The following is a 14,136-nucleotide window of genomic DNA, read 5'->3' as shown; positions in this document are numbered from 1 at the left end:
GCGACTGGCTTGAACACCTATAGCGTAACCGGAAAGGTGTTTTTTGGTATAACCGATTGACTCCACCCGCATAGCGGGTGGTTTTCTGTTTCGGTCGCTTCGCTCCCTCAACTGGCTAAAGCCATAAAAAAAAGGCCCGCCTCCCGTAGGGCGGGCCTTTGGCCGCGGACGCGACGAACGCCCGCGGCGGGCCGGGAATGCAAAGGCAGGGTCGGGGAAATGCGGTGCGCGGGCCGGGCGGCGGGCGGTCCGCCCGGCCCCGCGCGGAGGTGCAGAGTGCAGTGCGCCCGGAGAGGTGAAACCTAGTTCAGGAACGTATCCACGGACACGTAGTCCAGCCCGAAGGCTTCGGCCACGCCCTTGTAGGTGATCTTGCCGTCGATGACGTTGGCGCCCTTGGCGATTTCGCAGCTGTCCTGCATGGCGCGCTTCCAGCCCTTGTTGGCGATGGTCAGCGCGTAGGGCAGGGTGGCGTTGGTCAGGGCCAGGGTGGAAGTCTTGGCCACGGCGCCGGGCATGTTGGCCACGCAGTAGTGCACCACGCCGTCCACCACGAAGGTGGGGTCGGTGTGGGTGGTGGCCTTGGAGGTTTCGAAGCAGCCGCCCTGGTCGATGGCCACGTCCACCAGCACCGCGCCCTTCTTCATGGTCTTCAGCATGTCGCGGGTGACCAGCTTGGGGGCCTTGGCGCCGGTGACCAGCACCGCGCCCACCACCACGTCGGCCTCGCGCACCAGCCTGCGCAGGGTGGCCGGGGACGACATGAGCGGGAAGCAGTTGGAGGGCATCACTTCGCTGAGGTGGCGCAGGCGGTCCAGGTTCATGTCCAGGATGTACACCTTGGCGCCCAGGCCGCAGGCCATGCGGGCCGCGTGGGTGCCCACCACGCCGCCGCCGATGACCACGACGGTGGCCGGGTCCACGCCGGGCACGCCGCCCAGCAGCACGCCGTTGCCGCCCTGGGCCATTTCCAGGTACTTGGCGCCCTGCTGGATGGCCATGCGTCCGGCCACTTCGCTCATGGGGGTAAGCAGGGGCAGGCTGCCGTCGGCCTTCTGGATGGTTTCGTAGGCGATGCACACCGCGCCGCTCTTGATCAGGGCCTGGGTCTGCGGCTCGTCGGCGGCCAGGTGCAGGTAGGTGAACACGATCTGGCCGGGGCGGATCAGGCCGTATTCGGACGCCTGCGGCTCCTTGACGTGCATGACCATGTCGGACTTGGCGTAGATTTCGGCCGGGGTGGCCACGATGGCCGCGCCCGCTTCCGCGTAGGCTTCGTCGGCAAAGCCGCTGCCCGCGCCGGCGTTCTTTTCCACCAGCAGGGTGTGCCCGGCGTGCACCATCACCTCGACCCCGGCGGGGGTCATGGCGACGCGGTTTTCTTCCTTCTTGATCTCCTTCAGGATGCCAACGATCATCTGAGCCTCCAGATACGCCGGTGGTGCGGCGTGTTGCGGTGCGTTTCGGCGCGCATGAAAACCCCGGACAGGGCGCGCCCGCGCGGGCGCGGTTTTCCCAGAGCAAACACCTTGCCAACTTGCCGGAAAATCGGACGAAACGCCGAAATTCCCGGACGAGTCACAAAAACGCAAATCGGACCAGTGAGTTGCACGAGCAAAAAAGAGGAGGGAAGCAGCGAAGAGGGGCGGAAAATTGGAATGGCGCCACAAGGGGCGAAGGGCAAAGTGGAAATAATTCACACCACTGTTCGGATAAACAGCGCAGAAGACCCGAAATCACGTCGCCGGACAATTGGAAATTTTTCAGACCACTGGAAAGTTTTCAGACCGCCTTCAGGCCGTGCCGACGCAGCTTGGCGAGCAGGGCAGTATGAGAAATTCCAAGTTTTCTTGCCGCCTTGCGCACACTGCCCGCAGCAGAGACGGCATCGGAGACGATCCGTTTTTCAAAAACGGCAATCATGTCCTTGAGCCGCCCTTCCCCGTCATGACGGAGCTCATGGCGGTGCTCGTGGCCGGACGCCAGGGCCGCCGCGTCGGCCACGGTGTCGGCCACGCCGTCGGCCAGCCGGGCCGATTCGCCGAACAGCCCGCCCTCCAGTTCGTGCGCGAAAAGGATGAACCGCGCCCCCACCACCTCGTCCGGACACAGGATGGCCGCGCGCTCCACCACGTTCTTCAGTTCGCGCACGTTGCCCGGCCAGTGGTGCGCCGCAAGGCGCGCCAGCGCCCCCGGCGACAGCGCGCGCACCGGGCCGCCCAGCCGCGCCGCCAGCCCCAGCAGGAAGTGCTCGGCCAGCACGGCGATGTCCTCGGGCCGTTCCTTCAGCGGCGGAATGTGAATGGGCAGCACGTTGATGCGGTAGTACAGGTCCTGGCGGAAGCGCCCTTCCTCCACCAGCCGTTCCAAAGTGCGGTTGGTGGCCGTGACGATGCGCACGTCCACGGGCACCTCGGCCGTGCCGCCCACCCGGCGCACGCTGCCTTCCTGCATCACCCGCAGCATCTTGGCCTGCGAGGCCAGCGGCATGTCGCCGATCTCGTCCAGCAGCACGGTGCCGCCGCGCGCCGTCTCGAACAGGCCGGGCTTGCCCTCGCGCCGCCCGCCGGTGAAGGCCCCGGCCTCGTACCCGAACAGTTCGCTTTCCAGCAGCTGTTCCGGCAGGGCCGCGCAGTTGACCGGCACGAACGGCCCCTGCCGCCCGCTGGCGGTATGGATGGCCCGCGCGAACAGTTCCTTGCCGGTGCCGCTCTCGCCCCGGATGGCGATGATGGAATCCGTGGCGGCCACGCGCCGGGCAAAGGCGATGGCGAACCCGATGGCCGGGTGCTGGCCCACGATGTCGCCGAAGGTGACCTGCGCGGGCTCGGTGATGGAGCGCGCCAGCTTGCGGATCTCGCGCATGTCGCGGGCCACTTCCACCGCGCCGATGATGCGGCCCTCGCCGTCGCGGATGGGCCTGCGGGTGACGAAGAATTGCAGCCGCCCGCCGCCGGGGGTGGCCACCTCGCGCTTGGCGTCCACCAGTTCGCGGCCGGACAGGCAGTCCAGGATGCCCCGGTCGGGCAGGCCCAGCGCGTCCAGCGGCAGGCCGGACAGGTCGGCGGCGCGGCCCGTTGGGCCGGTCGCGCCAGTTGCGCCAGTCGAGCCTGATGTGCCCGACGTGCCAGCCACCGCGGTACAGCCGTACGCCTCGCGGGCCACCTTGTTGATGGAGGTCAGCCGCCCCTGCGCGTCGATGGACAGCACCCCGTCGCGCAGGTTGTCCAGCAGCACCAGGAAGCGGTTGGCGCGCTCCTCGGCGGGCAGGGTATCCACGATGCGGAATTCCAGCAGGTCGGGGATGCGGCCCAGGGTTTCGAACAGGGCGGCGCGGTCCACGTCGCTGGGGCTGTCCGCCTCCAGGTACACGAAGGCGCGGTCCATGCCGAAAACTGGGCCGGGAGCCGGGTCCGCCGGATTTGGCGAAGTTGACAGGGCTGGCGTGACGCCGCCCGCGCGGCGCTCCACTTCCATGGAGACGATGGACAGGGCCTGCCCGGCCAGCAGCGAGGACAGGTCGGAAACGATGCCCACCCTGTCGCGAAAGATGCATTCCATTCGTAGTTTCATGCGTGCGTCTTCCGGTACGGGGTGGGCGTGGCGGCTTCCCTGTGGTGTTTCGTGCGGCTCAGTCCGCGCTCCGCGCGTTGGCGGAAGAGGCCGGAGCGGATGCGGGACCGGTTGCGGAAACGGGGGCGTCGGCGGCTTCGACAGCGCCCTCGGCGGCCAGTCCGGGCACGGGCTGGTTCCTGCTGTAGGCCGTGGCTTGGCAGATGGCGATGAGCGTGCCCTCGCCGTCGGTGACGCGTATCTCGTAGGTGGCCACCCGGCTGGCGGCGCTGATCTCGCGCGCCTCGGCCGTCAGCGGCCCGCGCCTGCCGGGCGCCAGGAACGAAATGGCGGTGTTCAGGTTCACGCTCACCTTGCCGCGCGTGTTGCAGGCCACGGCAAAGGCCAGGTCGGCCACGGCGAAGATGGCCCCGCCGTGGGCCATGCCCACGCCGTTGCGGTGGTGCGCGTCCAGGGGCATCACCGCGCGGGCGTAGCCGCGCGCGGCCTCGGCGATCTCGATGCCGAGGTGTCTGGCGAAGGTGTCGCGCTCGGCGATGAACCGGCGGACGTGCTCCATGTCGCCGTCCTGCACGGAAGGGCCGGACGGGGGGGAATCTTCGGAAGTCGGGGCGGACGGTGTGGCTGGCATGGCGTCTCCGCGCGGGCGCGCGCATCCGGCGTGTGCGGGAAAGGCCCGGTTCACAAAAGGGTAAAACGGACGGGCCGCAAGGCGCACCGTAGCGGCTGGACCCCCGACTTGTCGAGAGGCAACGCCGCGCGCCCGGCACATGCCGTCCACCCCGCGCGCCACCCGCCTGCTGCATCGCGGCGCGGGAGCGCTAAACCTTCCCCCCGATATGCCGAAAAGAATGGCGAACGCCGGATGCGCCACACCCCGCACCCGATCGCGGGGTCTCGCGGCGTGGCGTTGCACGGGCACGCGCGCCGGGCAACCATCCTTCGTGGAGAAGGGCGGCCCCATGCGTGCGTGCTCCGGCCGGAACGACGCAATCGTCATCGTCAAATCGTCAGGGGGGGAGGGCAGCACATGCGCACGCCGCGCATTTCCGTGGTGGTGGCCAACCACGACTACGGCCGCTTTCTCGACCGCTTCTTCGGCGCGCTGGCCGCACAGACCTTTCCGCCCGACGCGGTGGAAGTGGTTTTCGTGGACGACGCCAGCAGCGACGATTCGCGCGAGCGCGCCCTGCGCTGGCAGGCGGACGGCCCGTGGGCGGCGTTCCGCGTGCTGGCCCTGCCCCGCGTGGGCAGGCCCGGCCCGGTGCGCAACGCCGGGGCCGAGGTAGCGCGCGGTCCCTTCCTGCTGTTCTGCGACCCGGACGACTATCTGGCCCCGGACTTTCTGCGCCGCACCCACGCGGCCCTGACGGAGCCGGATGAGCCGGACGGCATCGCCAGCGCTCCCCCCGGTCCCCACGCCCTGCGCGATCTGGCCCACGCGGCCCTGCTGGCCGCCGGGGCAGAAGACGGCTCGCTCCCCGACGACCTGCCCACCGTCATCCCCTCGCCAGGCGTCGTCCGTCCGCATATCGCCTGCACCGACTACGTCGAGGAATCGCCCACCGGCTCGCGGGTGGTGCGGGTGCCGGACTTTCATCCGGACCTCTTGCGCACCCAGAACCTGTTCCACACCACCTCGCTGATGCGGCGCGAGGTGTGGCTGGCCAGCCGGGGCTTTCGCGCCGCCACGGCCTACGAGGACTGGGACTTCTGGGTGCAGGCGGCCATGGCCGGATTCGGGGTGGCGCGCGTGGCGGAACCGCTGCTGCACTACGTGTTCCATGACGCCAACTACTCGCTGGCGGCCCGCGCCGACGACGGCAGGGCCAAGGCGCGCATCGTGCGCGACAACCCGGCCTTCTTCGAGTCCGAGGTGCGGGCCTGGGCGCGCGCCCTCTTGCGCGGCGAACCGTGGGCCGCCCCGTTCGGCCGGGGCATCATTCCCCGCGCCGCCGACATCCGCGCCCTGCGCGAACTGTTCGTGGCCCGCATGGGCGCGGCGCGGGCGGGGGAGATATTCGCCCGTGCGGGGTTGTAGGAACAACCCCTGAAGGACATCTACGGCCCCACCCACCTCTGACCGGCACCCACGGTGCCGCGTTCCGGACGCCTACTCCAGATCGTACTTCTTCAGCTTGTTGTGCAGGGTGGCGCGGGTGATGCCCAGCCGCCGGGCGGCCTCGCTCTTGTTGTCGCCGGTCTCGCGCAGGGTGGCGATGATGGCCCGGCGTTCCAGGTCTTCCAGCGACAGCCCGGCGTAGGGGGCCAGCCCGTCGCCGTCAGCCGGGGCGTTTCCCGCGCCCGCGTCGCTGCCCGCCGCACCACCGGCCCCGGCGTTTCCGCCGTTGCCCCCGATCCCTCCGGTCCCGAGATGCAGCGGCAGTTCGCGCTCGGTCACGTAGTCGCCGGTGGCCAGAATGACGGCGCGCTCGATGGCGTTCTCCAGTTCGCGCACGTTGCCGGGCCAGTCGTGGCGCAGCAGAAGGTCCATGGCCTGGGGAGAGAACCCCTTGAGGTGCTTGCGGTTCTTTTCGGTGTACCGGTCCAGGAAGAACGCGGCCAGCAGGGGCACGTCGCCCGCGCGCTCGCGCAGGGCGGGCACGTGCACGGTGATGACGTTGAGCCGGTAGTACAGGTCTTCGCGAAACCGCCCGGCCGCCGCCTCCTCGCGCAGGTCGCGGTTGGTGGCGGCGATGACCCGCACGTCCACGGTGAGCGGGGTGTCGCTGCCCACCCGCTGCACCTCGCCCTGTTGCAGGGCGCGCAGCAGCTTGGCCTGCAACGGCAGGGGCATCTCGCCGATCTCGTCCAGGAACAGGGTGCCGCCGTCGGCCTGCACGAAGCGGCCCTCGCGCCGCCGGTCGGCCCCGGTGAAGGCCCCGCGCTCGTGGCCGAACAGTTCCGATTCCAGCAGGGTTTCGGTCAGCGCGGCGCAGTTCACGGTCACCAGCTGCCGCGCGGCGCGGTGGCTGGCCGCGTGCAGGGCGCGGGCCACCAGTTCCTTGCCGGTGCCCGATTCGCCGGTGATGAGCACGGTGGCCTCGGACGGGGCTACGGTGGCGATCATCTCCACCAGTTCGCGCATGGGCGCGCTGCGGCCGATGATGCCGTACAGCGCGCCCGCTGCCCCCTGCCCCGCCTGCGCGGTCAGGCGTTCGCGCAGTTCGCGGTTTTCGCTGGCCAGGCGGGTGTGGTCCAGGGCACGCTCCAGGGTGTGGCGCAGCACGTCGAAGTCCAGCGGCTTGGTCAGGTAGTCGTAGGCCCCGGTGCGCAACGCCTCCACGGCGGTGTCCACCGAGGAAAACGCGGTCATGATCAGCACCGGCGTGGCCGGGTTCCAGTCCAGGATGCGGTGCAACGCCTCGATGCCGTCCATGCGGGCCATGCGCACGTCCATGAGCACGGCGTCCCAGGCGCGCTGGCGCACCTTTTCCACGGCGGACTCGCCGTCGTCGGCCTCTTCGGTGGCGTAGCCCCAGCCGCGCAGCATGGTGCGCAGCATGGAGCGGTGCGCCGCGTCGTCGTCCACGATGAGGATGGTGGCGGTGGTCATATCTCGTCGTCCTTTGCGGGCCGGCCGGGTTGGTCAGGCTGATCGGGCTGGCCGGATGCGGCCGGGGCGGCGTCACCCGCGCCGGGCCGCGCCGCCTCCGGCTCGGCGGGCAGCAGGAAGGTGACCTCCGTGCCCTGGCCGGGGACGGAGCGCAGCGACACCTCGCCGCCGTGGGCCTCCACGATCTTGTGCACGATGGCGAGGCCCAGGCCCGTGCCCTGGCTCTTGGTGGTGAAGTACGGGTCGAAGATGGTGGCCAGGTGTTCCGGCGCGATGCCCGCGCCCGTGTCGCGCACCGAGACCGCGATGCGGTTGCCCGGCGCGGCGGCCAGGCGCACGGAAAGCTCTCCGCCGCGGGGCATGGCCTCCAGCGCGTTCAGGAACACGTTGAGCAGCGCCTGCGAGAAGCGGTCCGGGTCCAGCAGCGCGCGGGGCACGGGACCTTCCGGCAGGCCTCGCGGCGCGCCCTCGCCCGGTCCCGGTTGTCCCGGCCCGACCTGTCCCGGCCCGGCGAAATCCTGGCCCTCCTCAGGCTCCACGCGCACGGTCACGCCCCGGTGGGCGGCGTCCTGGCGCACCAGCCGCAGCACGTGGCGCACCAGGAACCCGGCGTCCACCGGGCGGGGGGCGATGTCCGACGGCCGGGCCAGGCCGATGAGGTCGGAAATGACCCGGTTCAGCCGTTCCACCTCCTGCACCATGACCCGCGCGGCCTCGCGGTCCTCGCTGCCCTCGGCGAAGCGGCTGCCGAAATAGGTGGCGTAGCCCTTGATGGAACTGAGCGGGTTGCGCAGCTCGTGGGCCACACCGGCGGCCAGGCTGCCGATGGCGGCCAGCTTTTCGCGGCGGCGCACCTCGTCCTGCAACCGGCGCACCTCGCGCAGGTCGCGCAGGATCAGGATGGCCCCGGCCTCGTCCCTGCCCCCGGCGGCGATGCGCACCCCGCGCACGCTCATGGGCACGGGCGGACCGCCCGCCACGGGGCAGTCCAGGGTCACCTCCGTCCCGAAGGCGGGGGGGGCGTCGGCGCCGGCATCCCCGCCCCCGCCGCCGTGCGTTCCGCCGGTCAGCCGGGCGGCCAGTTCGGCCAGCGGGGCGGGCAGCACCGCATCCGGCAGAGCCCCGGCGGGCACCCCGTCGCCCAGGCGCAACAGGTCGCGCGCCGCCGCGTTGCAGGTGGCCACGCGGCCCGCGCCGTCCAGCACCACCAGCCCGTCGGGCAGGCTGGTGACCACGTGCAGGGCGAAGGACTGGGCCTGCCGCACCAGCCTGCGCGAGGCGCGGGCATGGCGCGACCACAGCAGCGAAAGCGCCCCGGCGCCGCCCAGCAGGGCCAGGATGGACAGCATGATCAGGGTGTGCTGGCGGTCCGCCGCGCGGGCCGCGTCGAAGGGGGCCGTGTCCAGCGCCACGACGATCACCGGCGGCGGGACGTCGCGCTCGGCCTGCATGTCCGCCTCCATCTCGCGGCGCAGCCAGCCGGGCATGCCGCCCATGCCGTGGCCCATCATGTGCCCGCCCATGCCCATATGCCGCGCGGTGGGCCGCAACGGAATGAAGGTGCGGTACACCAGAAAGGCGCGTTGGCCGCCCGCCTCCATGAGCCGCCAGCCCACCTCGTCGCGGGCCTGCTGGCCGCCGCCGTCATTGCCCGGCGAAGAGGCCGGGGGCGGGGGCACGGCCAGGGCCTCCATGGTGGCCGGATCGGCCAGGGGGCGGCCGATCCATTGCGGGTCGCTGTGGGCCAGCACCACGCCCTGCCTGTCGGTGACGGCGATGAAATGGATGTCCGGCTGGTCGGCCATTTCCTCCAGCAGGACCTGCAACCGCAGTTCGCCCCCTGCGCGGCCGCGCAGGCCGGTGCGCGCACCGGCCTCGAAGGCCCGGATCAGCGAAGCGCCCTTTTCCGAAAGGATGCGCCGCATGGATTCCTGCTCGCCGTCGTGGTTGAGCACGGTGAGCACGGCCAGCACCAGGGCCAGGGCCGCCGTGGCCCCGATGATCAGCCATGGCGAGGGCAGCCGCCCGTTCGCGCCGCCGCTGCCGCCGCCGGTCCCGCCCCGGCCGGACTGGCCGGACTGGCCTGACAGGCCGAACAGGCCAAGGAAGCCCGACGGGCCGCGCTGGCCGTGAGCCCCTCCAGAACCGGACCCGGAGGACTGGCCCGATTGACCGGTTTGGCCGGATTGGCCGAGGCCTTCATATGTCGCATGCGGCGCGTTGGCCGCGTTGCCGGTAGGCATGGGATGGTCCTTTGGGATGTTCCTTGCGGCGTGACGGCGCCCGCCGGAGCGAAACTGGTCGATGCCGCGACACCTGTTCGATTTTCATACGCCTTCCACGGGGTGGCGTATAGTTTTTATACATGTGCACGGATTTCGTGCAGGCGGCCGGGAGCCCTGCCGGGCGTATCGCAAGATTATTTTATCTGTAATTACCTATTGTTATGCGAACATGCCGCGCCTTGGCACGCCGGTTGCTCATATCCGGGCAAGCAACAAGCGCACCAGCCCCGCACCACAGTACACGGCCGCGCCATCCATCGAGGATGCAGCGAAGACGCCAGGGGCTGTTTCCAAATGAGGATTTTCGTTCGTTGGCAAGGAAAACGAGCCTGCCATGAGGGAGCATACTCTTATCGTATTTGACCGAAATGGAAGGCGAAGTTTGACGCAGCCAACGGACGAAAAGACCATTTAGAAACAGCCCCTGGGCGGGGCGGCAACGAATCAACCAACCATACAGGAGCACACATCATGAAGACCAAGCATCTCGTCCTCGGCACCGTCGCCCTCGCGGGCCTGCTCGCCTTCACCGGCATCACCGACAGCGCCTTCGCCCGCATGGGCGGCATGGGCATGGGCGGCGGCTGCGCCACCGGCGCGGTGTACAACGCCCTGACCCCGGAAAAGCAGGCCAGGTTCGACGCCATCTACAAGGAAGCGGACGCCCGCATCCAGCCGCTGAAGGACAAGGCCTGGGCCAAGAACACCGAACTGCGCGCCCTGTCGGTGAACCCCAACACCAAGCCTGAAGCCATTTCCAAGCTGACGAACGAACTGGCCGACCTGCGCACCCAGATCCGCAACGAATACACCGCCCTCGACACCCGCCTGGAAAAGGAAGTGGGCGTGAACCCCGGTTACGGCCGCATGGGCCACAGGGGCATGGGTGGCGGCATGATGGGCGGCCACGGCATGGGTCATGGCGGAATGGGCGGAATGGGCGGCATGATGGGCGGCCAGGGCATGGGCTACGGCCACGGCCCCATGCATGACGGCCAGGCGCCGCAGGCCAACCAGTAGCCTGACCACGAACGGACTCCACGGGGCGCACCCGCGCTGCCTTCACGAGGACTTCCCACCTCGCGCCCCGCTTGATGCAACAGCCAGATGATCGAAACACAGGGCCGTCGGCACCACGAGGTGTCGGCGGCCCTCGCCGTTTTCTCCATCCCGCACGCGCCCGCCGCATCCGTCCGCGCGGCACGGCATCCTTCTGCCCGTTGCGCACGCCCCCGCGCTCCTCCCTCCCGCCGCCCGCCAGTCCCCGGCCCGTCTTGACGCGGGGCCGACCGCCCCGCTCCGGCCCGGCACGGGGTTGATTTCTGGCATTCCAGCGCCTACAACCGTTCCGAATATCGAAAAATCATGCCTCACGGCGGCACAGGCCTTCCCGGATATCCGGGGTTCGCCCGCACCGCCGCCGCGCGACACAGCAGGAGCCTTTTCCACCACACCGCACGACCCGCACCACACCACACCCGCCGGGACCACACCCGCGCGACGCCCAGGAGGAACCGCATGGAACAGCATCTTGATGCGCGCATCGTCGAGCGCGGCAAGGAATTCTTCAAGAGCATCAGCGGCGAGGCCCCGTCCATCTTCAACAAGGGCTTCTGGACCGGCAAGGTCATGGATTGGGCCATGCAGAACGAGGGCTTCAAGGTCCAGCTGTTCCGCTTCGTGGACGTCCTGCCCTACCTGAACACTTCCGAGGCGCTCACCCGCCACATCCGCGAATATTTCTCGGCCGATGGAGCGGACGTGCCCCCCGTGCTGAAATGGGGCGCGGGCGCCGCCGGGTTCGGCGGGGCGTTCACCGGCATGCTCATGGGCAAGTTCATCCGGTCCAACATCGAGGGCATGGCCCGCACCTTCATCATCGGCGAAAACACCAAGGAAGCCATCAAGGGCCTGGCCAAGCTGCGCAAGGAAGGCTTTGCCTTCACCGTGGACCTGCTGGGCGAGGCCACGGTGAGCGAGGAAGAAGCCGACGCCTACCGCGACGGCTACCTTGAAGTGCTGGACGCCATCGCCAGGGAGCACGCCAAGTGGGCTCCGCTGGCCGATTCCACAGGGGCCACCGCCGGGCTCGGCGCCGCCCTGAACGGGGGAGACTGGGGCCACACCCCCAAGGTGAACGTGTCCATCAAGCCCTCGGCCCTCTACTCGCAGGCCAAGCCCGGCGACGTGGAAGGCTCCGTGCAGGGCATCCTGTCGCGCCTGGTGCCCATCTACCGCAAGATCGTGGAGATGGGGGGCTTTTTGTGCATCGACATGGAGCAGCTGAAGTACCGCGAAATGACGCTGGAACTGTTCAAGCGGCTGCGCACCATGCCCGAATTCCGCGACTATCCGCACCTGTCCATCGTCTTGCAGGCCTACCTGCGCTGCACCGAACACGACCTGGACGACCTGCTGGCCTGGGGCCGCGCCGAAAAGCTGCCCTTCGGCATCCGCCTGGTGAAGGGCGCGTACTGGGACTACGAAACGGTGATGGCCAAGCAGAACGGCTGGGAGATCCCCGTGTGGACCCGCAAGCCGGAATCGGACATCTGCTACGAAAAGCTGGCCCGCCGCATCCTTGAAAACAACGATCTCGTCTACTTCGCCTGCGCCTCGCACAACGTGCGCACCATCGCCACGGTGATGGAAACGGCCCGCGCGCTCAGCGTGCCCGCCCACCGCTACGAGTTCCAGGTGCTGTACGGCATGGCCGAACCGGTGCGGAAGGGGCTGAAGAACGTGGCCGGGCGCGTGCGCCTGTACTGCCCCTACGGCGAACTGATCCCCGGCATGGCCTACCTGGTGCGCCGCCTGCTGGAAAACACCGCCAACGAATCCTTCCTGCGCCAGAGCTTCGTGGACGGCGCGGAACTGGAACGGCTGCTGGAAAACCCGCAGGCCACGCTTGAACGCGAACTGGCCGCCACCCCGCCGCCGCGCCCCATGCAGCCCAGCCCCGACGGCCTGCCCCCGTTCGTCAACGAAAGCATGCTGGACCTGACCATACCCGCCAACCGCGAGGGCTTCGTGAAGGCCATCGCGGAAGTGCGCGGCAAGGCGGGCGGCGTGATTCCGCTGTTCATCGGCGGCAAGGACGTGACCACCGACGACACCATCGCCTCCACCAACCCGGCGAGCCCGGCGGAGGTCATCGCCAAGGTCTGCCAGGGCGGCAAGCCGGAAGTGGACGCCGCCATCGAGGCCGCCGAAAAGGCCTTCCCGGCCTGGCGCGACACCTCCCCGGCCGACCGGGCCATGTACCTGCGCCGCGCGGCGGACATCGCCCGCCGCCGCATGTTCGAGCTGTCCGCCTGGCAGGTGCTGGAAGTGGGCAAGCAGTGGGACCAGGCCTTCCACGACGTGGGCGAGGGCATCGACTTCCTGGACTACTACGCCCGTGAAATGCTGCGCCTTGGCGCGCCGCGCCGCATGGGCCGCGCCCCCGGCGAACTGAACCACCTGTTCTACCAGCCCAAGGGCATCGCCGCGGTCATCGCGCCGTGGAACTTCCCCTTCGCCATCGCCATCGGCATGGCCGCCGCCGCCATGGTCACCGGCAACCCGGTGATCTTCAAGCCGTCGTCCATCGCCTCGCGCATCGGGTACAACCTCACGGAAATCTTCCGCGAGGCGGGCCTGCCCGAGGGCGTGTTCAACTATGTGCCGGGCCGCAGCTCGGTCATGGGCGACTACCTTGTGGAACACCCGCAGGTGAGCATGATCTGCTTCACCGGCTCCATGGAAGTGGGGCTGCGCATCCAGGAAAAGGCCGCGAAAGTGCAGCCCGGCCAGGTGCAGTGCAAGCGGGTCATCGCGGAAATGGGCGGCAAAAACGCCATCATCATCGACGACGACGCCGACCTCGACGAGGCCGTGCTGCAGGTGCTGTATTCCGCGTTCGGCTTCCAGGGCCAGAAGTGCTCGGCCTGCTCGCGGGTCATCGTGCTGGAGCCCATCTACGACCGCTTCGTGGAGCGGCTGGTCAAGGCGGCGCAGGCCATCAAGATCGGCCCCTCGGAAGACCCGGCCAACTACATGGGGCCGGTGGCCGACGCGTCCCTGCAAAAGAACATCCTGGAATACGTGAAGATCGCCGAGCAGGAAGGCAAGGTGCTGGTGAAGCGCACCGACATCCCGGCAGAGGGCTGCTACGTGCCGCTGACCATCGTGGAGGGCATCAAGCCGCACCACCGCATCGCGCAGGAGGAAATCTTCGGCCCGGTGCTGGCCGTGATGCGCGCGGGCAGCTTCGACGAGGCGCTCGGCATCGCCAACGGCACCCGCTTCGCCCTGACCGGCGGCGTGTTCTCGCGCAGCCCCGAAAACCTCGCCAAGGCGCGGCGCGAATTCCGCGTGGGCAACCTGTACCTGAACCGCGGCTCCACCGGGGCCATGGTGGAACGCCAGCCCTTCGGCGGGTTCAAGATGTCCGGCGTGGGCTCCAAGACCGGCAGCCCCGACTACCTCTTGCAGTTCATGGACCCGCGCTGCGTGACCGAAAACACCATGCGCCGGGGCTTTGCCCCCATCGAGGAAGACGACGACTGGATAGGGTAGCCCCCGCAACCCGCGAAAGAAGGCAATGAAAGACAAGGGCCGCGCACCTCATGGTGCGCGGCCCGTTTTGTTCATGACATTGAAAGAAGAATCGGGGGGGAAGTCCTCCTGTCTTCCCCAAAGCCTTTCAAATGGGGACGCACGCCGCAACCCCGCCTCTTC

General features: G+C 69.0%; 8 protein-coding genes. 3 read left to right on the top strand and 5 right to left on the bottom strand.

Annotation, left to right across the window (positions count from 1 at the left end; translation table 11 throughout):
• Positions 1 to 302: 302 nt before the first annotated feature.
• The 3 genes from ald to V6B97_RS13420 form a co-directional block, all read right to left on the bottom strand.
• Entirely contained in the window at positions 303 to 1,418 is a 1,116-nt protein-coding gene (ald, locus tag V6B97_RS13430; protein ID WP_333507009.1) for an alanine dehydrogenase, read from the bottom strand.
• A gap of 364 nt (positions 1,419 to 1,782) precedes the next feature.
• Positions 1,783 to 3,561, bottom strand: a complete 1,779-nt coding sequence (locus tag V6B97_RS13425; protein WP_442935492.1) for a sigma-54 interaction domain-containing protein — start codon at positions 3,559 to 3,561, stop codon at positions 1,783 to 1,785.
• Between the two features lie 70 nt (positions 3,562 to 3,631).
• Positions 3,632 to 4,204, bottom strand: coding sequence for a PaaI family thioesterase (locus V6B97_RS13420; RefSeq protein WP_333507007.1), 573 nt, complete (start codon positions 4,202 to 4,204; stop codon positions 3,632 to 3,634).
• A 399-nt stretch (positions 4,205 to 4,603) separates the two neighbouring features.
• Between V6B97_RS13420 and V6B97_RS13415 the strand changes: the two genes are divergently transcribed.
• Positions 4,604 to 5,614 (top strand): glycosyltransferase family 2 protein, encoded by a 1,011-nt coding sequence (locus V6B97_RS13415; RefSeq protein ID WP_333507006.1) that lies wholly within the window; start codon positions 4,604 to 4,606, stop codon positions 5,612 to 5,614.
• 72 nt (positions 5,615 to 5,686) lie between these two features.
• Here the strand turns inward: V6B97_RS13415 and V6B97_RS13410 are convergent, their stop codons facing one another.
• A complete protein-coding gene (locus V6B97_RS13410) occupies positions 5,687 to 7,129 on the bottom strand; it encodes a sigma-54-dependent transcriptional regulator (protein WP_333507005.1) in 1,443 nt (480 codons plus the stop codon).
• The gene (locus V6B97_RS13405; protein ID WP_333507004.1) at positions 7,126 to 9,372 is read right to left on the bottom strand and encodes an ATP-binding protein; all 2,247 of its coding nucleotides are present in this window, start codon (positions 9,370 to 9,372) and stop codon (positions 7,126 to 7,128) included. Before V6B97_RS13405 ends, V6B97_RS13410 begins: the two co-directional genes overlap by 4 nt.
• A gap of 513 nt (positions 9,373 to 9,885) precedes the next feature.
• Between V6B97_RS13405 and V6B97_RS13400 the strand changes: the two genes are divergently transcribed.
• Positions 9,886 to 10,434, top strand: coding sequence for a periplasmic heavy metal sensor (locus tag V6B97_RS13400; protein ID WP_333507003.1), 549 nt, complete (start codon positions 9,886 to 9,888; stop codon positions 10,432 to 10,434).
• Positions 10,435 to 10,932: 498 nt separating this feature from the next.
• Positions 10,933 to 13,974, top strand: coding sequence for an L-glutamate gamma-semialdehyde dehydrogenase (gene pruA / locus V6B97_RS13395; protein ID WP_333507002.1), 3,042 nt, complete (start codon positions 10,933 to 10,935; stop codon positions 13,972 to 13,974).
• Positions 13,975 to 14,136: the final 162 nt, after the last annotated feature.

Origin of the sequence: Nitratidesulfovibrio sp. 1201_IL3209 (genome assembly GCF_036763125.1) — a bacterium.
Lineage (GTDB): Bacteria > Desulfobacterota > Desulfovibrionia > Desulfovibrionales > Desulfovibrionaceae > Cupidesulfovibrio.
The sequence above is the reverse complement of the archived record's forward strand: the minus strand, read 5'-3'. Positions and strand labels throughout refer to the sequence as shown.